This window comes from Aminobacter aganoensis, from assembly GCF_014206975.1.
Classification (GTDB): Bacteria; Pseudomonadota; Alphaproteobacteria; order Rhizobiales; family Rhizobiaceae; genus Aminobacter; species Aminobacter aganoensis.
Map to the genome: position 1 here is coordinate 85,107 of NZ_JACHOU010000003.1, position 19,819 is coordinate 104,925.

At 66.2% G+C, this 19,819-nt stretch carries 20 protein-coding genes; 8 read left to right on the forward strand and 12 right to left on the reverse strand.

Annotated features, from left to right (window positions below):
* Window positions 1-37: 37 nt before the first annotated feature.
* Together ybaL and GGR00_RS08000 are read right to left on the reverse strand one after the other, a co-directional pair.
* Window positions 38-1,846 carry a YbaL family putative K(+) efflux transporter gene (gene ybaL, locus GGR00_RS07995; RefSeq protein ID WP_184699091.1) on the reverse strand — a complete coding sequence of 603 codons (1,809 nt, stop codon included), beginning with the start codon at window positions 1,844-1,846 and terminating at the stop codon, window positions 38-40.
* A 194-nt stretch (window positions 1,847-2,040) separates the two neighbouring features.
* Entirely contained in the window at window positions 2,041-2,490 is a 450-nt protein-coding gene (locus tag GGR00_RS08000) for a baeRF12 domain-containing protein (RefSeq protein WP_184699093.1), read from the reverse strand.
* Between the two features lie 444 nt (window positions 2,491-2,934).
* Here GGR00_RS08000 and cysG point away from each other — a divergent pair, with 444 nt between their 5' ends.
* Genes cysG through GGR00_RS08025 form a run of 5 tightly spaced genes read left to right on the forward strand, consistent with a single transcriptional unit; the run spans window position 2,935 to window position 7,663 of the window.
* Window positions 2,935-4,386: a siroheme synthase CysG gene (gene cysG / locus GGR00_RS08005; RefSeq protein WP_184699095.1), complete on the forward strand. Its 1,452-nt coding sequence runs from the start codon at window positions 2,935-2,937 to the stop codon at window positions 4,384-4,386.
* Window positions 4,383-4,688 carry a DUF2849 domain-containing protein gene (locus GGR00_RS08010; RefSeq protein WP_055981290.1) on the forward strand — a complete coding sequence of 102 codons (306 nt, stop codon included), beginning with the start codon at window positions 4,383-4,385 and terminating at the stop codon, window positions 4,686-4,688. The genes cysG and GGR00_RS08010 overlap by 4 nt, the downstream gene beginning before the upstream one ends.
* Window positions 4,689-4,708: 20 nt before the next feature.
* On the forward strand, window positions 4,709-6,379 hold the full coding sequence (locus tag GGR00_RS08015) for a nitrite/sulfite reductase (RefSeq protein ID WP_184699097.1): 1,671 nt from the start codon (window positions 4,709-4,711) through the stop codon (window positions 6,377-6,379).
* Window positions 6,354-7,112, forward strand: a complete 759-nt coding sequence (locus tag GGR00_RS08020) for a phosphoadenylyl-sulfate reductase (protein WP_184699099.1) — start codon at window positions 6,354-6,356, stop codon at window positions 7,110-7,112. The genes GGR00_RS08015 and GGR00_RS08020 overlap by 26 nt, the downstream gene beginning before the upstream one ends.
* A gap of 11 nt (window positions 7,113-7,123) precedes the next feature.
* Window positions 7,124-7,663: a DUF934 domain-containing protein gene (locus tag GGR00_RS08025; protein WP_184699101.1), complete on the forward strand. Its 540-nt coding sequence runs from the start codon at window positions 7,124-7,126 to the stop codon at window positions 7,661-7,663.
* A 37-nt stretch (window positions 7,664-7,700) separates the two neighbouring features.
* Here the strand turns inward: GGR00_RS08025 and GGR00_RS08030 are convergent, their stop codons facing one another.
* Complete coding sequence (locus GGR00_RS08030) at window positions 7,701-7,898, reverse strand: hypothetical protein (RefSeq protein ID WP_184699103.1); 198 nt, start codon at window positions 7,896-7,898, stop codon at window positions 7,701-7,703.
* A gap of 210 nt (window positions 7,899-8,108) precedes the next feature.
* On the opposite strand from GGR00_RS08030, the gene grpE reads away from it, so the two are divergent.
* From grpE to GGR00_RS08045, 3 genes are all read left to right on the forward strand, one after another.
* Window positions 8,109-8,786: a nucleotide exchange factor GrpE gene (gene grpE / locus GGR00_RS08035; protein WP_280137975.1), complete on the forward strand. Its 678-nt coding sequence runs from the start codon at window positions 8,109-8,111 to the stop codon at window positions 8,784-8,786.
* 119 nt (window positions 8,787-8,905) lie between these two features.
* A complete protein-coding gene (locus tag GGR00_RS08040) occupies window positions 8,906-9,538 on the forward strand; it encodes a trimeric intracellular cation channel family protein (protein ID WP_055981311.1) in 633 nt (210 codons plus the stop codon).
* A gap of 69 nt (window positions 9,539-9,607) precedes the next feature.
* On the forward strand, window positions 9,608-10,909 hold the full coding sequence (locus GGR00_RS08045) for an NAD(P)/FAD-dependent oxidoreductase (protein WP_184699105.1): 1,302 nt from the start codon (window positions 9,608-9,610) through the stop codon (window positions 10,907-10,909).
* Between the two features lie 26 nt (window positions 10,910-10,935).
* On the opposite strand, the gene GGR00_RS08050 is transcribed toward GGR00_RS08045, so the two are convergent.
* The 9 genes from GGR00_RS08050 to lhpI form a co-directional block, all read right to left on the reverse strand.
* Window positions 10,936-11,412, reverse strand: coding sequence for an SRPBCC family protein (locus GGR00_RS08050; protein WP_184699106.1), 477 nt, complete (start codon window positions 11,410-11,412; stop codon window positions 10,936-10,938).
* Window positions 11,413-11,441: 29 nt separating this feature from the next.
* Complete coding sequence (locus tag GGR00_RS08055) at window positions 11,442-11,795, reverse strand: MmcQ/YjbR family DNA-binding protein (RefSeq protein ID WP_184699107.1); 354 nt, start codon at window positions 11,793-11,795, stop codon at window positions 11,442-11,444.
* Window positions 11,796-11,798: 3 nt separating this feature from the next.
* Window positions 11,799-12,680, reverse strand: a complete 882-nt coding sequence (gene olsB / locus GGR00_RS08060) for a l-ornithine N(alpha)-acyltransferase (protein WP_055981321.1) — start codon at window positions 12,678-12,680, stop codon at window positions 11,799-11,801.
* A gap of 150 nt (window positions 12,681-12,830) precedes the next feature.
* The gene (locus tag GGR00_RS08065) at window positions 12,831-15,119 is read right to left on the reverse strand and encodes a PAS domain-containing hybrid sensor histidine kinase/response regulator (RefSeq protein ID WP_184699108.1); all 2,289 of its coding nucleotides are present in this window, start codon (window positions 15,117-15,119) and stop codon (window positions 12,831-12,833) included.
* 91 nt (window positions 15,120-15,210) lie between these two features.
* Window positions 15,211-15,900 carry an SH3 domain-containing protein gene (locus tag GGR00_RS08070; protein ID WP_184699109.1) on the reverse strand — a complete coding sequence of 230 codons (690 nt, stop codon included), beginning with the start codon at window positions 15,898-15,900 and terminating at the stop codon, window positions 15,211-15,213.
* Between the two features lie 355 nt (window positions 15,901-16,255).
* The gene (lspA, locus tag GGR00_RS08075; RefSeq protein ID WP_055981327.1) at window positions 16,256-16,747 is read right to left on the reverse strand and encodes a signal peptidase II; all 492 of its coding nucleotides are present in this window, start codon (window positions 16,745-16,747) and stop codon (window positions 16,256-16,258) included.
* A 9-nt stretch (window positions 16,748-16,756) separates the two neighbouring features.
* Entirely contained in the window at window positions 16,757-17,593 is an 837-nt protein-coding gene (locus GGR00_RS08080) for a TrmH family RNA methyltransferase (RefSeq protein ID WP_055981329.1), read from the reverse strand.
* The gene (locus GGR00_RS08085) at window positions 17,590-18,684 is read right to left on the reverse strand and encodes an RsmD family RNA methyltransferase (RefSeq protein ID WP_184699110.1); all 1,095 of its coding nucleotides are present in this window, start codon (window positions 18,682-18,684) and stop codon (window positions 17,590-17,592) included. The genes GGR00_RS08080 and GGR00_RS08085 overlap by 4 nt, the downstream gene beginning before the upstream one ends.
* Window positions 18,685-18,838: 154 nt before the next feature.
* On the reverse strand, window positions 18,839-19,804 hold the full coding sequence (gene lhpI, locus GGR00_RS08090; protein ID WP_184699111.1) for a bifunctional Delta(1)-pyrroline-2-carboxylate/Delta(1)-piperideine-2-carboxylate reductase: 966 nt from the start codon (window positions 19,802-19,804) through the stop codon (window positions 18,839-18,841).
* Between the last annotated feature and the right edge of the window lie 15 nt (window positions 19,805-19,819).

Genomic DNA, 19,819 nt, shown 5'->3' on the forward strand with positions numbered 1-19,819 from the left:
TGCGCGGCTTTTTCGATTGGCTTGACTGTGCGCCCGGTCAGGCCGCGGCAGGCGGTGTCTCGGGCGTGGGCGTGTTCGCCGGCGAGACGCTTGTCATCACCTGCTCCACTATGCCGCGGGCGATCTCGCGTTCGCCCATGATCACCTTGTCGGCGCCGAGGCCGGTGAGATGGTCGACCTCGGCGTCGGAATGGGCGCGCGCGATGATGACCATCTCGGGATTGGTCGTCTTGGCCTTGAGGATGATCTGCCCCGCTTCGAACGCGTTCGGGATCGCCAGGATCAGCCGCTTGGCGCCGGCGGCATTGGCGGAGGCGAACACCTCGCCTTTCACCGCGTTGCCGGCCACCGTCTCGATGCCTTCGGACTTGAGCTTGGCGATCGTCTTGTCGGCATCCTCGATGACCAGGAACTCGATCCCGGCGGCCTTGAGCGACTGGCCGACGAGCGAGCCGACGCGGCCGTAGCCGATCAGGATCGTGTGGCCGGTCATCTTGGTCGGTGGCGGCGGCGCGTCCTCGTCGTCCTTGACCGGCACGGCCGTTATGGTTGCGACCTCGCCAGGTTCGGTCGCGGGGCCGATGGGAACGGCCTCGACTGTTTCCGGCACGTTGCCGGCGCGCTTTTCGAGCCATGGCTTGAGCCGAGCCGCGCCGGCGAAGGCCAGCGGGTTGAGCACGATCGACAGGATCGCGCCGGCGAGGATCAGGTCGCGCCCCTGCTCGGGCAAGAGGTCGAGGCTGACGCCGAGACCGGCCAGCATGAAGGAAAACTCGCCGATCTGGGCCAGGCTCGCCGAAATGATGAGCGCGGTTGCGATCGGATAGCCGAAGGCGATGACGATCAGGAAGGCGGCGACCGACTTGCCGATCAGGATGATGAACAGCGTGCCGAGGATCGGCCAGGTGTTGCTGAGCAGGCTGGTCGGGTCGAACAGCATGCCGACCGAAACAAAGAACAGCACCGAGAACGCGTCGCGCAAAGGCAGCGTCTCTTCGGCTGCCTGGTGGCTGAGTTCGGACTCGCTCATCACCATGCCGGCGAAGAAGGCGCCGAGTGCCAGCGACACGCCGAACAGCTTGGCGGCGCCGAAAGCGACGCCGAGCGCGATGGCCAGCACCGAGAGGCGGAACAGCTCGCGCGATCCGGTATGGGCGACGTAGTGCAGCAGCCAGGGGATGATGCGGCGGCCGACGACCATCATCAGCACGACGAAGGCCACGACCTTGGCGAGCGTGATGCCGAGCACGCCCCACACGCCGACGTCGAAGCGCAAGGCCAGGATGTTGGGCGATTGCGTTGCCGCCTGCTGCTCGCCGCCGAGCACGCCGGCCAGCGCCGGCAGCAGCACCAGCGCCAGCACCATGGCGAGGTCCTCGACGATCAGCCAGCCGACGGCGATGCGGCCGCGCTCGGTCTCGATCATGCGGCGCTCCTGCAGCGCGCGCAGCAGCACCACCGTCGAGGCGACCGACAGCGCCAGGCCGAAGACGAGGCCCGCGCCCAGCGACCAGCCGAGCATCCAGGCAAGGCCGACGCCAAGCACGGTGGCAAAGGAAATCTGTACCACCGCGCCGGGCACCGCGATGGCGCGCACCGACAACAGGTCCTTGAGCGAGAAATGCAGGCCGACGCCGAACATCAGCAGGATGACGCCGATCTCGGCGAGTTCCAGCGCCAGTTCCTGGTCGGCGACGAAACCGGGCGTGTTCGGTCCGACCAGCACGCCGGCGATCAGATATCCGACGAGCGGAGGCACCTTGAAGCGGTTGGCGAGAGCGCCGAAGATGAATGCCAGCCCCAGACCGGCGACGATAGTTGCGATGAGGGGCGTGTCATGCGGCATTGTCCCGGCGGCACCTTTCGGAAAGTCAATATTGTGTGGGGTGCGGCGGTGAAATCCGCTGCATTTCCAATATGGTGGACCGAAGGGAACCTGCGCAACCCTATGCGACCAAGAAACTGCGCCCGCGCCGAAAAAAATGCCGGCAATCGCTGCCGGCACAGGTCGTCTGGTTGCTGGGCAACTACTTTCGCGGGTCAGGCCGCCATCAGGATCGTCTCGATGTCGGCGACGCTGTGATTGGTCAGCGTCTTCGGAATCTCGGCCGAGATGCGTTCGTCCACTTCCTTGTGCAGCTTCTTGCGCAATTCGCCCAGCACCAGCGGCGGCGCCACCAGCACGATCTCCCGGAAATCGCCGGCATGGGCAAACTTGTAGAGCCGCTGCGCGATCTCGTCGGCGAAGCGCTCCTTGGCGACCCTGTGCCAGTCGGTATCGTCCACCGCGCTGCGGTGGATCGACGGGCCGTCGCTGTAGCGGCCGGGGCGATCGCTGCCCTGTTCGCGCGTCGGCGGGTTGTCCTGCTCCATTTCGCGCACGACCTCGAGATTCGGATACTTGGTATCGCCCCGGTTCTTCAGGAACAGCGCCTTTTCGCCATCCGCCACCAGCACCCAGATCCCGTGCTTCAGATTGATGTGCGTCATCTCGTGCTCCTTCTTGTCCGCATTGCACTGACATGGGAACGCGAGGGCGACGCCACGGTTCCGGATGACGGCGGAGATGGCGGCGAAGGGTGCCGTGCGTAATTCTACTAATTTGGTAGATATTAGGAAAAACGCTTTTCGGAGCTTCATCGTCTTCGCGCCGGCAAGCATGGCCCATTGGCGGCCCATCGAGGCAGCACCAGGCTGCGGACCCCCTGAATGCGCGCGATTGTCGGCATCATCGGGGCAGCCAGGCTTCCAACGGCCGCAGCGGCGATGAAGCGGATGGAATTACCCCGGTAGCGTCGCGGTGGAATATTTTTCTCCTCAGGCTGGGGCGAGGGCAAAAGCGATTGCCTCCCATCTCGGGGCGCGCGAGTGCGTTTCTTCTGCAGCGCAGCAATGGCGGCTAGAAATGACGGGTATTCCGGAAACCCTCGCGTCATGACCCAAGCCGCTGCCAAGTTGAACGCCTTCCCGATCTTCCTCAAGGTCGAAGGCGAAGCCGTGGTCATCGTCGGCGGCGGCGACGAGGCACTGGCCAAGGCGCGGCTGCTCGGCCAGTCGAGCGCCGAGATACGCATCATCGCCGACCATGTCGAGCCGCAGCTCCGTGACTGGATTGCCGCCAACGGCGCCACCCGCATCCACGCCGCCTACGCCGCCTCGCTGATCGGGCCCGCCGTCATGGTCTTTGCGGCCACCGGCAACGAAGCGCTCGATCGCCGCATCTCCGCGGACGCTCGCGAACTGGGCATCGTCGTCAATGCCGTCGACCGTCCCGAGCTCTGCGATTTCTTCACCCCTGCGCTGGTCAACCGTGCGCCGGTTGCGGTCGCCATCGGCACCGAAGGGGCAGGGCCTGTCCTCGCCCAGATGATCCGCGCCCGCGTCGACCGCATGCTGTCGCCGCAGCTCGGCGCGCTGGCCACGCTGGGTGCCGGCTTCCGCGACGCCGTCGAGCGTATCCTGCCCAAGGGCAGTGCCCGCCGTGGCTTCTGGCGCGAGTTCTTCGAAGGCGCGCCAGCGCGGACGCTGGACAGCGGCACCCTTGCTCAGGCCCATGACGCGGCAACCGAACTGCTGCTGCAGAAGGGGTCGATCAAGGGCCATGTCGCGCTCGTCGGTGGCGGCCCCGGCGCCGAGGATTTGCTGACACTGCGTGCTCACCGCCTGCTGATGGAGGCCGATGTCATCGTCCACGATGCGCTGGTGCCCGAGGCCGTGGTATCGATGGGCCGCCGCGACGCCGAACGCCTTCCGGTCGGCAAGCGCAAGGGCTGCCATTCCAAGACGCAATCCGAGATCAACGATCTGCTGGTCGAGCTGGCCCAGGCCGGCAGGCGCGTGGTGCGCCTCAAGTCCGGCGATCCACTGGTCTTCGGCCGTGCTGGCGAAGAGATGCAGGCGATGCGCGATGCCGGCGTGTCCTACGAGGTCGTGCCTGGCGTCACGTCGGCCTTTGCCGCCGCCGCCGATTTCGAGCTGCCGCTGACGCTGCGCGGCGTCACTTCCTCGATGGTCTTCACCACCGGCCATGATCTCAAGGGCGGCTCGCTGCCCGACTGGGCCAAGCTCGCCATCTCGGGCGCCACCGTCGCCGTCTACATGGGCCGCTCGGTGGCTGCCGATGTCGCCGGCCGGCTCATCGACGCCGGGCTGTCGCCCGACACTGCGGTTGCCGTCGTCGAGAACGCCAGCCTGAAGAACCGCCGCCGTTTCCACGGCACGCTCGCCGACCTGCCGTCGCTCGAAGCGCGCAGCGACCTCGACGGACCTGTCATGACCATCATCGGCGATGCCGTCGCCGGCGCCAATTTCGAACTTTCCGAGCCGTTGGCGGCACACAGGCACGAACAGGCCGCGCGCGCGGCGCTCGAAGGAAGCAGGGCATGAAGATTCTGACCGCCAACCGGCTGACCGACGGCGAGGCCGTGTGGTTCGCGGCCGACGGCACCTGGGCCGAGACCATCGACGTTGCCGAGACCGTCGACGACAAGGCTGGCGAAGCCCGCCTCGAGGCGATCGGCAAGGCCGCCCACGACAACAACGAGGTGGTCGACGTCAATCTGATCGATGTGTCGCTGGTCGGCGGCACGATCCATCCGCTGCGGCTGCGCGAGGTGATCCGCGCCGCCGGCCCGACCAACCGCCTTGACCTTGGCAAGCAGGCCCGGCCTTCGGCCGGCGCCGCCTGAAGATAGACCGGAAAACGACCATGTACCGCTATGACGAGTTCGACCATGATTTCGTGAAGGCCCGCGTCGCTGATTTCAGCGACCAGGTCGAGCGCCGCCTTGCCGGCGAGATCACCGAGGACCAGTTCCGGCCGCTGCGCCTGATGAACGGCGTCTATCTCCAGCTCCACGCCTACATGCTGCGCATCGCCGTGCCCTACGGCACGCTGAGTTCGAAGCAGATGCGCATGCTCGGTCACGTCGCCCGCAAGTACGACAAGGGCTATGGCCACTTCACCACGCGTCAGAACATCCAGTTCAACTGGCCGGCCCTGTCCGACATTCCGGCGATCCTGGCCGACCTCGCCTCGGTCGAGATGCACGCCATCCAGACCTCGGGCAATTGCATCCGCAACGTCACTGCCGACCACTTTGCCGGCGCAGCCGCCGACGAGGTCGCCGATCCGCGGCCCTATGCCGAGATCCTCAGGCAGTGGTCCTCGGTGCATCCCGAGTTCTCCTACCTGCCGCGCAAATTCAAGATCGCAGTGACCGGCGCCGAGCGCGACCGCGCCGCCATCCAGACCCACGACATCGGCCTGCATCTGAAGAAGAACGACAAGGGCGAGCTCGGCTTCGCCGTCTATATCGGCGGCGGTCAGGGCCGCACGCCGATGGTCGCCAAGAAGATCCGCGACTTCCTGCCGGAACAGCACCTTCTGTCCTACACCACCGCGATCCTGCGCGTGTACAATCTCCATGGCCGCCGCGACAACAAGTACAAGGCGCGCATCAAGATCCTGGTCCACGAGACCGGCGTCGACGAGATCATCCGTCAGGTCGAGCATGAGTGGCAGGCGCTGAAGGACGGCGAGCTCAAGCTGCCCGAGGCCGATGTCGCGGCGATCCAGTCCTACTTCGCGCCGCCGCCGCTGGCTGCGCGGCCCGAGGGCGACGAGGCCGTCAAGCTGGCCAGGCTCGATTCCAAGAGCTTCGGCGACTGGGTCGACCAGAACGTCTTCACCCATCGCAATCCCGACTACGCCGCCGTCACCATCTCGCTCAAGGGCATCGGCGAAGTCCCGGGCGATGCCACCGACAGCCAGATGGAGGCCGTCGCCGACATCGCCGAGAAATACGGCTTCGACGAAATTCGCGTCAGCCACGAGCAGAACCTGATCCTGCCGCATGTCGCCCGCACCGACCTGAAGGCGGTCTACGACGCGCTGGTGGCGATCGACCTCGCCACCGCGAATTCGAACCTGATCAGCGACATCATCGCCTGCCCGGGCCTCGACTATTGCGCGCTGGCCAATGCCCGTTCGATCCCGGTGGCGCAGGAAATCTCGAAGCGCTTCGCCTCACTGGAGCGCCAGCGCGACATCGGCGAGCTGAAGCTCAAGATTTCTGGATGCATCAACGCCTGTGGCCACCACCACGTCGGTCACATCGGCATCTTGGGGGTGGAAAAGAAGGGTGCGGAGCTCTATCAGGTGACGCTTGGCGGTTCGGCCGACGAGCACACCTCGGTCGGCGAGATCATCGGCCGCGGCTTCGGCCCGGAAGAGATCACCGACGCCATCGAGACGATCGTCGAGACCTATCTTGCCATCCGGCTCGACCGGTCGGAAAAGTTCCTCGACACCTATCGCCGCATCGGCCCCGCGCCGTTCAAGGAGGCGCTTTATGCTAGCGAAGCCAAGGCCGCCTGACGGCGACATCGAAGCGCAGGTTCTGGCCGAGGCCGCATCGCTCGACGCACTCTATGGGAACCTGTCGCCCCTGGAGATCATCGAGCGCACGGCCGGCGACCGCTTTGCCGGCGAAATTGCTGCCGTTTCCTCGTTTGGCGCGGATTCGGCGGTGCTGCTGCACCTGATCGCCGAGGTTGATCGCAACCTGCCGGTGATCTTCCTCGATACGGGCAAGCATTTCGGCGAAACGCTCGACTATCGCGATGCGCTGGCCGCCGATTTCGGCCTGACCGACATCAGGGTCATCACGCCCGACGAGGCGGCCCTGGCCCGCATCGACCCGACCGGCAATCTGCACCAGACCAGCACCGACGCCTGCTGCGACGTGCGCAAGGTCGAGCCGATGGCACGCGGCGTCGAGCCGTTCAGGGCCTGGTTTACCGGCCGCAAGCGGTTCCAGGCGTCGACCCGCGCCGCCTTGCCGGTGATCGAGCAGATCGGTCCGCGCTTCCGCATCAATCCGCTGGCGCGCTGGACGACGTCGGATCTCGCCGATTACATGCGCAAGCATGCTCTGCGCGAAAACCCGCTGGTCGCCTACGGTTACCTGTCGATCGGCTGTTTCCCGTGTACCCAGCCGGTCAAGCCCGGCGACGATGCCCGCAGCGGACGCTGGGCCGGCCAGGGCAAGACCGAATGTGGTATACATCTCTCCGGCCTCGAACATTCGCTGACCGACGCCTCCCTTTAGGAAACTTGCATATGACCGAAGCGACAGCCGAGAGCAGGACCCGCCTGTGGACCTCCGAGGGTTTCCGCGACGATGGCTGGGTACATGCTGAGGATGCCGGTGCCCTGGCCGGCAACCGTCGCGTGATCCTGCCGCTGCCCGCTTTCCTCGAACTCGATCCCGAGCAGCGCGAGGCCGCCAGGGAGCGCCTCGGCGTGCTGCTGCAGCCGGGCGATCAGCTGGACTCGATCGTCGATCTGCTCGACCAGCTGTCGCTGGTGGCGCTTGCCTTTCCGGCCTTCAACGACGGCCGCTCCTTTTCCAAGGCTCAGCTGCTGCGCAGCCGCCATGGTTTTGAAGGTGCCGTTCGCGCGACCGGACAGGTGCTGATCGACCAGCTGCCGCACATGCTGCGGGTCGGCTTCAATGAGTTCGAGGTTTCGCATCCGGTGCTGCTGAAGCGGCTGGAAGCCGGGCAGGTGGGCGGCTTGCCGCTGCACTACCAGCCTGCGGCAAAGCCCGCGGGCCAGGGCGCCGGCTATTCATGGCGGCGGGTGCCGGCCAAGGCCTGATCTGCCGCTTGGCCTGACTTACCGCTTGGCCCCTGATCTACCGCTTGGGTTGAGGCTGTCGCCGCTCGGCGGTCTCCAGCTGGTCGAGCAGGCGGCGCAGCTTCTGCGGCAGGTGGTCTTCGGTCTGGAATGCGGGCAACGCTTCCAGGACGCGCAGGTTGCTCTCCGTGGCGAGTTCGCTGCGGATGTTTGTCGCCAGCTTGGCCGCTGTCTTGGTGATGCGTCTGCTCGGCATGGCAAAGGACCTGTACTTTCTCGGCAAAACTCCTGCCAGATGCAAATGGTTCCCAAACCGATCCCCGCCATGGCAATGGTCCGCCGGTATGGTAAAACTTGAATTAACGTTGAAGCATCGGACCTTGTCCGGCCGCCGCGAGTGGCGGCGAAAGCCGCGGCATCGCGCCCCGGCGACCCTTGCCCCTTGATTTTTGGGCACCGAACCTCGATATCGGGCGCAACTTCCAACGTATCCGAACAACGGGAATTGGCGATGAGCGACCAGGCAAAAGACGAACGCACGCTCGATGAGACGGCGGCTGTCGAGGCCCAGGCCGAAAAGATCGAGGGCGGCATCGATGGCGACTACGAAGCCGTCGTGCGGCTGCTGAAAGAAAACGAGGAACTGAAGGACCGCAACCTGCGCACGGTGGCGGAAATGGAGAACCTGCGCCGCCGCACTGCGCGCGACGTGCAGGATGCCCGCGCCTATTCGGTGGCCAATTTCGCCCGCGACATGCTTTCGGTGTCCGACAATCTGCGCCGCGCCATCGAGGCGGTGTCCGACGAGGCCAAGGCTGCCGGCGGCGCCGGACTTGCCAGCCTCATCGAAGGCGTTGAGGTGACCGAGCGCTCCATGCTCTCGGCGCTCGAGCGCCATGGCGTGCGCAAGCTCGACCCGCAGGGCGAGAAGTTCGATCCCAACTTCCACCAGGCGATGTTCGAGGTGCCCAATCCCGACGTGCCGGCCAACACGGTCGTGCAGGTCGTGCAGTCCGGCTACACCATCGGCGACCGCGTGCTGCGCCCGGCCATGGTCGGCGTCGCCAAGGGCGGTCCCAAGCATGTCGGCGAGACCCCTGCCGAGCCCGGCCCGGTCAACGAACAGGCCGAGAAGGACGCGTAAGCGGCGAATGGCGAATAGGGAGTAGCGAATAGGAAATTGGCGGCTATTCTGCCGGTAAATCCGGGGGATGCCATGGCCTCTTTCTATTCGCTGATCACCACGCCCTATTCGCTTTCCGCATGAATCCGCTGCTCTATCTCGATTACGCCGGCGTGGCGGTGTTTGCCGCCACCGGCGCGCTTGCCGCCTCGCGCAAGGAGCTCGATGTCATCGGCTTCCTGTTCCTGGCGAGCTTCACCGGCATCGGCGGCGGCACCGTGCGCGACGTCATCCTCGGCCTGCCGGTGTTCTGGGTGGTCAACCCGGCCTATGTCCTGGTCTGCGCCGCGGTCGCGGTGCTCGTCTTCTTCACCGCCCATCTCGTTGAATCCCGCTACAAGCTGCTGCTCTGGCTCGATGCCCTGGGCATGGCGGCCTATGCTGCCATCGGCGCGGCCAAGGGCCTGGAAGCCACGGGTTCGCCGACGGTGGCCGTCATAATGGGCATGCTGACCGCCACTTTCGGCGGCATCCTGCGCGACCTGCTTGCCGGCGAGCCGTCGGTCCTGCTCAAGCCCGAGATCTACGTCTCGGCCGCGATGGTCGGTGCCGGCATCTACACGCTGGCCGAACTGGCCGAACTGCCGCCTGCGGTCTCGGCCGTCGTTGCCTTCGTCGCCGCCTTCATGGTGCGCGGCGGGGCGCTGAAATTCGGCTGGACCTTTCCCGCCTACCGCAGCCGCCCCGGCCGGAGACCTGAAGACATTCCCTGAGCCGCCAACCTATATACCTGTCAGGAAAGCCGGTCTTACGGGGTCTCGGCAAGGCAGAGGACAGAATCGATGCAGCATCGGATAGTGGTCGTCGGCGCCGGATTCGGCGGACTGGAAGTCGTCAAGGATCTGGCCGGTGCGCCCGTCAGCATCACCTTCATCGACCGGCGCAACCATCATCTTTTCCAGCCGTTGCTCTACCAGGTGGCGACCGCTTCGCTGGCGACTTCGGAGATTGCGTGGCCGATCCGCTCGCTGGTCAGCGACAGGCCCGAGGTCACCACGGTTTTGGCGACGGTGACCGGCGTCGATGCCGGGCGGCGCAGCGTGCTGCTCCAGGACGGTCAGGCGGTGCCCTATGACACGCTGGTGCTGGCGACCGGTGCGCGCCACGCTTATTTCGGCCATGACGAGTGGGAGGCCTTCGCCCTTGGCCTGAAGACGCTCGAGGATGCCACGACGATCAGGCGGCGCATCCTTCTGGCCTTCGAGCAGGCCGAGCGGGAGACCGATCCTCTGAGGCAGGCGGCATTGCTGACCTTCGTCATCGTCGGTGCCGGCCCCACCGGGGTGGAAATGGCCGGAACGATCACCGAGCTGGCGCGCGACACGCTGCCGCGCGAGTTCCGCAACATCGACACGGCCAGGGCCCGTGTCGTGCTGATCGAGGCCGGGGCGCGCGTGCTCGCAGGCTTCCCTGACGAGCTCTCTGACTATGCGCTGCGTTCGTTGCGCAAGCTCGGCGTCGAGGTCGAGCTTGGACGCGCGGTTTCCGACTGCACCGCCGACAGCGTCACCTATGGCGACGTCAGGCTGCCGACGAAGACGATCATCTGGGCCGCAGGGGTGCGCGCCTCGCCGGCGGCCGAGTGGCTGGGCGCGCCTGCCGACAGGGCAGGGCGGCTCGAGGTGATGCCCGACCTGACGGTCCCGGGCCATCCCGAGATATTTGCCGTCGGCGATACGGTGACCGTGGCGGGCCCGAACGGCAAGCCGGTGCCGGGCATCGCGCCGGCGGCCAAGCAGGAGGGCAAGCACGTCGCCGCCATCATCAAGGCACGGCTGGCCGGCAAGGTCGAAGCGATGCCGTTCCGCTACAGCCACCAGGGCAGCCTCGCCCAGATCGGCAAGCGGCGCGCGGTGATCGACTTCGGCCGCATCAGGCTGCGCGGCGCGCTGGCGTGGTGGCTATGGGGTGCTGCCCATATCTACTTCCTGATCGGCTCGCGCGCCCGGCTCAGCGTGGCGATCAACTGGCTCTGGATCCATGCCCGCAACCAGCGCAGCGCGCGGCTGATCACCCAAGGCGATGCGGCGGAACAGTCGCTGGGCAGGCAGGCCGAGCCGCCGGTTTCGGGCAGGATCGGGTAAAGCTGCGCGGCCGGCGCAAGCCGGCTCTATGTTTCGGCGAAGGCGGCGAGGTTTTCGAGCGACGAGGCGATCCCCTCGCGATGGTCGTCCTCGCCGATTCCCAGCGGCACGTCCTCGCAGCTGACGCTGACCAGCGTGCCGCTATCGACCGGTTCAAGCGTGGTCACGATCCGCATCGTCCCGGCAAAGGCGGGATCGTCCGATTCGAACGCGACAAGTTCGACCACCCGCTTGTCAGGCACCAGTTCGGCGAAGCGGCCCTCGAACACGTCGGCGTTGTCACTGGTCTTGCCGTGCCGTCCGGCGTCCTCGTAGATGAAGGCCATGCGGAAGCTGCCGCCCTCGCGCGCATCGAAGGCCAGGACTTCCCCCCGCATGCCTTTTGGCGGGCGCCAGCTGGCCACAGCCTCCGGCTCCACCAGCGCGCGGTAGATGACCGAGGGCGCAGCCTTGATGAGGCGCGACCCGGTGTCGGTGCGTCTGGTCTGCTCCGTGCTTGCCATGTGCTTCTCCGCCCCGTCCCGCTGTCTGATCAGCCCGCCGCTTGCCGTGCCTTGGCCAGGCTCTTCGGTGCCTGCATCAGCCAGGCGCGTTCGAGACGGGTCCGCAACTGATCGGGCGGGATGTCGTGGACGCGCACCAGCACGACCGGCCAGCCCTTGTAGTGGGCGGTTTCGAAATAGAGATGCGGATCTGCCTCCATCAACATCTCCTTCTCCTCCAGCGCGCACATCACCGCAGCCGTGTCGGCGTCCTTGACGCGGCAGAGGAATTTCTTGCGGACGTGAAGCGACGGTGTGCCGTAGGACGTGCCCTCGACCACCTCCGCCAGCCCTTCGGCTGCTTGTCGCAGCTTATCGAAGGCGGGCTGGAGGTCTTCAGCCACCGCCTACGCCGCGAAACGCTGCGTTTCGCCGCCGTAATAGTTGATGTAGCGGGTGCCGATTTCCTTGACCGGCATGACGACGAAGACGTCGACGGTGCCGAAGTCGTGGTCGATCACGCAGCCATCGCCGATCTTGGCGCCGACGCGCAGGTAGCCCTTGACCAGCGGCGGCATGGCCGTGATCGCCGCCTTGGCATTGACCGCCTCGATCGGCATCAGGTCCATCTCGCAATAACGGCCTGCCACCGCCCGCACATCCCAGTCGGCGCTGGTGCGGCAGTGGTGGGCGAGATAGGTCAGCGCTTCGGCATGTGCCGCCGGTATCGTGCCGTGGAACGAGGCACAGCCGGTCATGACGTCGATGTCGTAGCGGTTGAGATAGGCCCAGATGCCCTGCCACAGCGCCTCGATGGTCCGCTTGGAGCGGTATTCCGGCAGCACGCAGGAGCGTCCGAGTTCCAGGAAGCGCTGGCCCGGGTGCCGGGCGATCAGCTTGTTGAGCTCGAACTCGTCGTCGGAATAGAAGCCGCCGGCTTCCGTCGCGCGTTCCTGGCGCAGCAGGCGGTAGGTGCCGACGATGCGGCGATGCTCGGGGCCGGCAATCGAGGTGTCGAAGACCAGCAGATGGTCGCAGATGTCGTCGAACCGGTCGGCGTCGCGGCGGTCGATCGAGTGCAGGGCCTGCTTCCTCGCGCCGAGCTCGTCGAAGAACACGCGGTAGCGCACTTCCTGGGCGGCGGCGATCTCTGATTCGTTGCGCGCGAGGCGAACCTCGAGCGTTCCGATCCGTCCAAGCGGCGCTTCGGGCAACAGGGGTTTGGAAGGCACGGTCACCTTGGCGCCATTGGCTTTCTGAGTGTCACTGTCCGGCAAGGCTGTATGCACGGGTGATTCTCCTTCGAGCCATCCCTCCTGGCGCGGGGATACGGTGTCGGTGCTACAGGATTGTGACAGTATCGTGATCGACCCGCCCGGGCAAGGCTTGGTCGGTCGGCAACACAGTCTAGCCGGCTAGGAAAATCAGTCGGTTGCAGTTTAGGCCGCTGCCCGTTGCTCGACGAGATTGATCAGCACGTCGGGATCGAGCGGCTTGGTGACGAAGCCGCTGGCACCGTGGGCAAGCACGGCATGGCGGGTTTTTTCCTGGCTGTCGGCGGACAGAACCATGATCGGCACCGCAGCCAGGCCATGTTGTTCTTCGTGCCTGCGGATGGCAGAGATCGCGTCCAGCCCGTCCATTACCGGCATGTGCATGTCCATCAGCACGACGTCGTAGCGGCGCTTGCGGGCGGCCCCCGTCACGGCTTCGACGGCGGCCTTGCCGTTGTTGACGACATCGACTCGGTGCCCCGCCTTCAGCAATGCGGCGCGGGCCAGCATGGCGTTGATCTCGTTGTCTTCGGCGATCAGCACCGACAGGCCCTGCAGGTGACGGCTCGCGGCCGGCTTTGCCGCGGCGTGGCGGCTCGCCGGCTGCGGCTGCAGGCCATCCTGCTTCGCCAGCAGAACGCGCAGCAGCGTTTCGGCGCGCACCGGCCTGGCGAGGAAGGTCGAGTAACCGCTGGCGCGCAGTTCGCCCAGCAGGCCGCGGTCGGTCGGTGCGATCAGCGTCACCGCCTCGCTTGCCGCAAAGCCGTTTTCGCGCAACTGCCTGAGCACCCGGCCGTCGTTTTCTTCCATCGCCGCGTCGACCAGGATCGCGTTGCAGCCATCGGCGATGGCTGCCGCCTGCTCAGGGGTGACGACGACATTGGCCTGGCCGCCATGGGCGCGGATGGTATCGGCGATCGCTTCGGCCTCGGTGGTGTTCCGGGACAGGATCACGGCGCAGCGGCCGGCCAGGATGTCGGTTTTCGCCGGCGTGCCGTCGGTGGCGCCATAGGCCGGCAGGTCGAAGAAGAACTCCGAGCCCTCGCCGGGCATGCTCCGCGCGGCGATCGTGCCGCCCATCGAGTTCACGAGGCGCTTGGAGATCGCGAGACCGAGGCCCGCGCCGCCATGTGACCGGGTCGAGGTGCCGTCGGCCTGCTCGAACTCTTCGAAGATGCGCTCCATGTCTTCGGCGCGCAGGCCGGCGCCGGTGTCGGTGACGGTGAAGCGGATCCTGCCGGGGTGATCGTCGCCGGTACGCTCGACCGTCAGGCGTACGCCGCCCGCGTCGGTGAACTTGATGGCGTTGCCGATCAGGTTGAGCAGCACCTGGCGCACGCGGCCGGGATCGGCGGTGATCATCTGCGGCACGTTGGGCGCGACGTGGCAGCCGAGGCCGATGCCCTTGCCGAATGCGCGCGCGGCCAACAACTCGATCACATTGTCGGCGATTTCGCGCGGCGACATAGGCTGGGGCTCGGGGTCGAAACGGCCGGCCTCGATCTTGGAGTAGTCGAGCAGGTCCTCGATCAGCGCCAGCAGGGCGCTTGCCGAGGTCGAGACAGCACCCACATAGGTGCGCTGTTCCGGCGACAGCTCGGTGTCGTGCAGCAGCTTGGCCATGCCCATGATGCCGTTCATCGGGGTGCGGATCTCATGGCTGACGGTGGCGAGGAAGCGCGACTTGGCCTGGCTCGCATATTCGGCTCGCTCGCGCGCGCTGATCAGCGCCGTTTCTGCACGCTTGCGGGCGGTGATGTCGCGGGCGATGGCGCGATGCGACACCGCGTTGCTGTTCTTGTCGCGCACCGACAGTTCAATCCACGAGAACCAGCGCACCATGCCCGCCGAGCGGATACCGACATCGGTCGAACTCAGGCATTCGCCGTCCGAGAAGGCCGCGTCCGGCACCACGCCGACGTCGACGCCGATTTCAGACAGGGTCCGGCCGGCGAGATCGCGCTGATCCTGCCCGACGAGATCGGCGAACACCTTATTGGCATAGACGATGCGCCCGTCGCGGTCGCGGTGCACGACCAGGTCGCCCAGCGCGTCGATGAGGCCGCGGAAGCGCTCTTCGCTTTCCTGCAGTTCCCACATGCGGTCGGCGAGGTTTTCGATCTCGGCGCGGCTGCGCGAGGCGCTTTCGGTGATCGCCTCCGCGGCGCGCTCGCGCTCGCCCAGGCTGCGGGCGAGCAGCACCAGGCCGCTGAGCCCGGCTGCAAACAGGCCGAGGCTGATGAAGGTGGGCGCGCCGGTCAGGTGGGAGAGGCCTGCAAGCACCAGAACAGCCACCAGCGTGACGAAATAGAGGCCGCGCGGTGGCTCCTTTGGCAGTTCCGGCGCCAGCGCTGGCGGTGTGATGATGCGACGGTGCGACGTTGCTGGGCCGGCCCCGATATCGGCGCCACCTTGCGTCGTCTTTCCTTCCGCTGTTTCGGATTCCGTCGTCATGGCGGAATCATAGCGCGGAGAGCTTAGGGAAGATTTTGGCGGATAGTTCGAATTTTAGCGGTCGCGCGCTTTTGGGTCGGGATCGTGCGAACTACTGGACGTAACTCTTGTAGACGTAGCCGCGCTTGCCGTTGAAAACGATTTCGCACCATTGCGTGCACGAAACCACCTCGACGGCGGTCTTGGCAGGTATGACGCCCAGAACCGCGCCGCCTTTCTGGGGCTTGGCGCGCATGTTCACCGACCGCTTGACCGTGCCGCCGCGCGTGCCTTCGCTGGTCTTGATCTCGGCCTGGAGCGCCCTGACGGCGGAAGTCTCGCCCGGATCGGTCTTGGCCAGCGCGAGCGGTGCGGTTTCGCTAAGATCTTTTGCGATCACCTTTTCGGCGCCGGGAATGGCCGGCATCGCTTCGAGCGGCTGGGTTGCGCCTGCGGCCACGACCTGCGCCCAGCGCGGATCGGCGGCCAGCGGCATGTCGGGCGCTTCCGATGCGGAAGCTTCGGAGACCAGGATCGAACTGCGCGAGGTGGCGACCCGCTCCTTGCGGCCGGTCGGCTCGGCGGTGATGGTGGTGATCTTTTCCCGTGCCGGTTCGGCGGCGGCCTGCTGGACCTCTTGCTGAACCGCGTCGGCGGAGTGCTGGCCCATATGCGGCAGGATGAACAGCGCCGATACGGCGGTTATGCTCATCAGCGCGGTCATGGCAAGGACGCCGCAGACCAGGCCACGGTTGGGCGCATTCTCGCGCCACGAGGCTGGCTCGGTCTTTGTGAACATCATAGCGGAGCGCGGCTGATTCGCTGCGCCCAACCCGAAGGGCATTTTCACAAGCAACTCTCCACTCAGGCCCCAAGCGCTCGCAATATCGAGCGTCCCCACCTGTCGTTTCGACCCGCAAATCTTCGCCACGTGGCCGCAAGACAGTTTAGGCGGTGCCTTTCGGCACGTCCGCCGAACGCACCATGATCACCGATTGTGGCAGAGCTTGGACCCGATTGCGACCATCGTCAAAAAATTCTTAACCGCTAAATGAAGTCTCTGGGAAAATTCCGTCTAACTTCACGCTGTGATAACAGAACGTAAGACAACTTGATTCGCCCCCGGGCCGGCCCGGCGTTGCCGGTGAAGGCCTGGACTATTCGTCGGACGTGGCCGTCGGACGCCGACTGCGCCGCCAGCCCAGGAACTCGTCCAAAACCACGAGTGCCGCGCCGAGCGAGATGAAAACGTCGGCAAGATTGAAGATGGCGAACGACCACACCGGCGTGTGGAACAGGATGTAGTCGATGACGTGGCCGTAGACGGTGCGGTCGATCAGATTGCCGAGCGCGCCGCCGACGATCAGCGCGAAGCCGAAGCGCGATATGGTCTGCTCCGGAGTCGTGCGGACAGCCAGGTAGCTCACGAAGGCGATGACGATGCCGGTCAGCACGATCAGGCCGGTGTCGCCGACATTCGAGAACATCGAGAATGCGATCCCGGTGTTGTAGGTGCGGTAGAGCGCCAGGAACGGCAGCACGTCGACCTTCTCCTGCATCACCAGGTTGGCTTCGACGAGCACCTTGATCCACTGGTCGATGGCGACGGCGATGACCGTCACGAGCCCGTAGAATGCGGCTGGCTTCACACGATGCTCCTAAAGCTTCAGGGCGTTGCGCCGGATCTCGAACAGCATGACCCCGGTGGCGACCGCCAGGTTGAGCGAATCGGCACGGCCCGCCTGCGGGATGCGCAGCAGCCTGTCGCAGGCGTTTGCCAAATTGTCCGGCAGCCCTTGCTGTTCGTTGCCCATCATCAGCAGGACCGGGCGGCTGCCGAAATCGACGGAGCGGTAATCGACCGCGCCCTTGAGGTGGGTTCCGGCAACGGTCCCGGGGAATTCCTTGCGCCAGGCGAGGAAGGCTTCGGGGGTGGTCTTGGCGACGGGAACGGCGAAGATCGAGCCCATGGTCGCGCGCACGGTCTCAAGCGAGAACGGGTCGGTGGTTTCGCCGACCAGGATCACGCCCTTGGCGCCGACGGCATCGACGGTGCGGATGACCGTGCCGAGATTTCCCGGATCGCGAACCCGGTCGAGCGCCACCCAGACGTCGTCGCTCTTCGGGCGGATGTCCTTGAGCGGCACGAAGCGCTGGGTGAATACGCCGACCACGGCTTGCGGATTGTCGCGGCGGGTGATCGCCGTCAGGACCTTTTCCGAGACTTCGAGCACGTCGCCACCGGAAGCCACCGTGCGCGCCGCGACCTTCTCGATGGCCGGATTGCCGAGCCCGGTCTTGGCGAAGATCAGCGTCTTGATCGTCCAGCCGAGGTCGAGCGCGTCGATGACAAGCTTCAGGCCTTCGGCCATGAAGGCGTTCTGCTGGTCGCGGAATTTCTTCAGCGCCAGCGCCTTGATGTCCTTGACCAGCGGGTTGGCCAGGCTGGTCACTTCCTTGACGCGGCCAGGCGCCCCGGTGCGGTGTTCGCTCATTGGGCTACCCAGCGTGAGAAAAGCGATGTCGAAAGTGCGCGTCCCGCTGATTTCTCGCGGATGACGAGTTCGCCCGATTCGATGGTGCCGCCCATGCCGGTGAAGGTGTCGCGCATCAGCGCATGGATGGCGAAGAACGAGGCGCGGATCGAATAGGCGGTCAGCACCACGGCCAGCGGCTTTGGTGTCAGGATCGAGCGGCAGATGTCGGTCATTGCCGGCAGGCTCTCGAACAGTTGCCAGACCTCGCCCTTGGGGCCACGGCCATAGGCCGGGGGATCGAACAGGATGATGTCGTAGCGGCTGCCGCGGCGCTCCTCGCGCTCGACGAATTTCATCGCGTCCTCGCAGATCCAGCGGATCGGCTTGCTGGCGAGGCCGGCCATCTCCTGGTTCTCGCGCGCCCAGCCGATGGCCTTCTTGGAGGCGTCGACATGGGTGACCTCGGCGCCGGCGCGTGCGGCGACCAGCGAGGCGAGGCCTGTGTAGCCGAACAGGTTGAGCACCTTGACCGGGCGCTTGGCGGTTTCGATCAGCCGGGCCATGTGGTCCCAGTGGGTCGCCTGCTCGGGAAAGACGCCGACATGGCGGAACGAGGTGAAGCGGCCCTGGTAGTGCAAGCCGTCATGGCGCATCGGCCAGGTCTCGCCGAGCGGCGCTTTCGGGAAACGCCAGCGGCCAAGGCCTTCTTCGTCGGTGTCGCCGGTGAAGATGGCGTCGACGCGATCCCAGTCCCTGGCGGGCAGCGCGCGCTGCCAGATCGCCTGGCCCTCGGGCCGGACGATTCGGTAGGGGCCATATTGTTCGAGCTTCTGGCCGTCGCCGCTGTCCAAAAGGGCGTAATCGTCGTTGGGCGCCACCTCGAGGATCAGCGGCAGGCGCTCGGCCGGAAGCGCGCCTTCCCGGCGCACCAGCTTGCGCGGCTCGGCCTTCGGCTCCGCCTGGTGGTCCTGGCGCGGTGCAGGTCGCTGCGGTTCCGGCTTGCGTTCCTGTGGCCGCTCGACGCGGTCGCGTGCCTGCACGGGAGCAGCGCCGCCCTTGCGGGGTGGCTGCGGGCGGCTGTCGCGGCGTTTGTCACGCGGGTGCTTCAAGGAACGGCGTCTCCGGATGGTTGGCCGCTTTTGACACAGGGTACCGCCCACCGCAACCGGACGGGCTGTCGCGCGCCCGGAGGGGCTGACTTCCGGCAGGGCTCGTCGTGCCGCCGGAAGCGTGCTGTGCCATGCATGCCGGAGTTCGTGACGGCTATGCCTTGAGTGCCTTGTAGACGGCGATGCCGGCGGCGAGGTCCTCGAGGGCGGCGCCCACCGACTTGAACAGGGTGATCTCGTCCGCGGACTGGCGCGCCGGCTTCTGGTCGCGGGCGAGTTCATGCAGGTCGGCGACGATGTCGTCGGCCTTGAGCACGCCCGAGGCGATCGGCTGCACGATGTCGCCGGCTTCCTTGGTGGCGCCGGCGCGGGTGTCGACATAGACGCGTGCCCTGCCGATGGCGTCGTCGTCGGCCTCGCGCATGCCGGGCGTGAAGCCGCCGACGAGGTCGACGTGGCAGCCCGGCTTGAGCTTCGCGCCCTTGACCAGCGGCACCGTCGAGATCGTGCCGGCGGTGATGATGTCGGCCCAGCCGAGTTCGGCGTCGAGATCCGACACGGCTTTCGCCTCAAAACCGTCGCCACGCAGCGAGGCGGCGAGCTTCTCGGCATTGGCAAGCGTCCGGTTCCAGACGCGGATCTCCTTGATCGGCCGCACCGCGGCGTGGCCGCGTGCGAGGAACTGGCACTGCGCGCCGGCGCCGATCACCAGCAGTTTCGAGGCGTCCTCGCGCGCCAGGTAGCTGGCAGCGAGCGCCGAGGCGCAGGCCGTGCGCCATTGCGTCAGGCGTGGTCCGTCCATCAGCGCCTGCGGCTCGCCGGTGACCCCGTCGAGCAGGAGATAGAGACCGACCACGGCGGGCTTGGCGATGTCGTTGTTGTCGGGCGAGACGGTAACGATCTTGACCCCGATATGGCCTTCGGCGGCAGCCCCCGGTGCTTTGAAGTCGGTCCAGGCGGGCATCAGCAGCAGCGTCGAATCCGTGCCCTGGGCGCGCTCGACGGTGTGATGGTGGCGCACCGGCTGCACCGCGCCGTCGCGGAAGGCGGTCCGCAACGTCTCGACCAGTCCGGGAAAGGTCAGCGCCCGGTCGATGTCGCCGGCTGAGAAGTGCAGCATGGAAGTCTCCCTGAA

What these genes read in the sequence shown, in the direction of transcription:
- GGR00_RS08050 (WP_184699106.1), bottom strand. Translation starts at nt 11,412, where the DNA reads ATGGCAAGCACGGAGCAGACCAGACGCACCGACACCGGGTCGCGCCTC.
- lhpI (WP_184699111.1), bottom strand. Translation starts at nt 19,804, where the DNA reads ATGCTGCACTTCTCAGCCGGCGACATCGACCGGGCGCTGACCTTTCCC.
- GGR00_RS08025 (WP_184699101.1), top strand. Translation starts at nt 7,124, where the DNA reads ATGACCGAAGCGACAGCCGAGAGCAGGACCCGCCTGTGGACCTCCGAG.
- GGR00_RS08065 (WP_184699108.1), bottom strand. Translation starts at nt 15,119, where the DNA reads ATGACGACGGAATCCGAAACAGCGGAAGGAAAGACGACGCAAGGTGGC.
- GGR00_RS08040 (WP_055981311.1), top strand. Translation starts at nt 8,906, where the DNA reads ATGAATCCGCTGCTCTATCTCGATTACGCCGGCGTGGCGGTGTTTGCC.
- GGR00_RS08080 (WP_055981329.1), bottom strand. Translation starts at nt 17,593, where the DNA reads ATGAGCGAACACCGCACCGGGGCGCCTGGCCGCGTCAAGGAAGTGACC.
- ybaL (WP_184699091.1), bottom strand. Translation starts at nt 1,846, where the DNA reads ATGCCGCATGACACGCCCCTCATCGCAACTATCGTCGCCGGTCTGGGG.
- cysG (WP_184699095.1), top strand. Translation starts at nt 2,935, where the DNA reads ATGACCCAAGCCGCTGCCAAGTTGAACGCCTTCCCGATCTTCCTCAAG.
- GGR00_RS08070 (WP_184699109.1), bottom strand. Translation starts at nt 15,900, where the DNA reads ATGATGTTCACAAAGACCGAGCCAGCCTCGTGGCGCGAGAATGCGCCC.
- GGR00_RS08010 (WP_055981290.1), top strand. Translation starts at nt 4,383, where the DNA reads ATGAAGATTCTGACCGCCAACCGGCTGACCGACGGCGAGGCCGTGTGG.
- GGR00_RS08020 (WP_184699099.1), top strand. Translation starts at nt 6,354, where the DNA reads ATGCTAGCGAAGCCAAGGCCGCCTGACGGCGACATCGAAGCGCAGGTT.
- GGR00_RS08015 (WP_184699097.1), top strand. Translation starts at nt 4,709, where the DNA reads ATGTACCGCTATGACGAGTTCGACCATGATTTCGTGAAGGCCCGCGTC.
- GGR00_RS08045 (WP_184699105.1), top strand. Translation starts at nt 9,608, where the DNA reads ATGCAGCATCGGATAGTGGTCGTCGGCGCCGGATTCGGCGGACTGGAA.
- GGR00_RS08030 (WP_184699103.1), bottom strand. Translation starts at nt 7,898, where the DNA reads ATGCCGAGCAGACGCATCACCAAGACAGCGGCCAAGCTGGCGACAAAC.
- GGR00_RS08000 (WP_184699093.1), bottom strand. Translation starts at nt 2,490, where the DNA reads ATGACGCACATCAATCTGAAGCACGGGATCTGGGTGCTGGTGGCGGAT.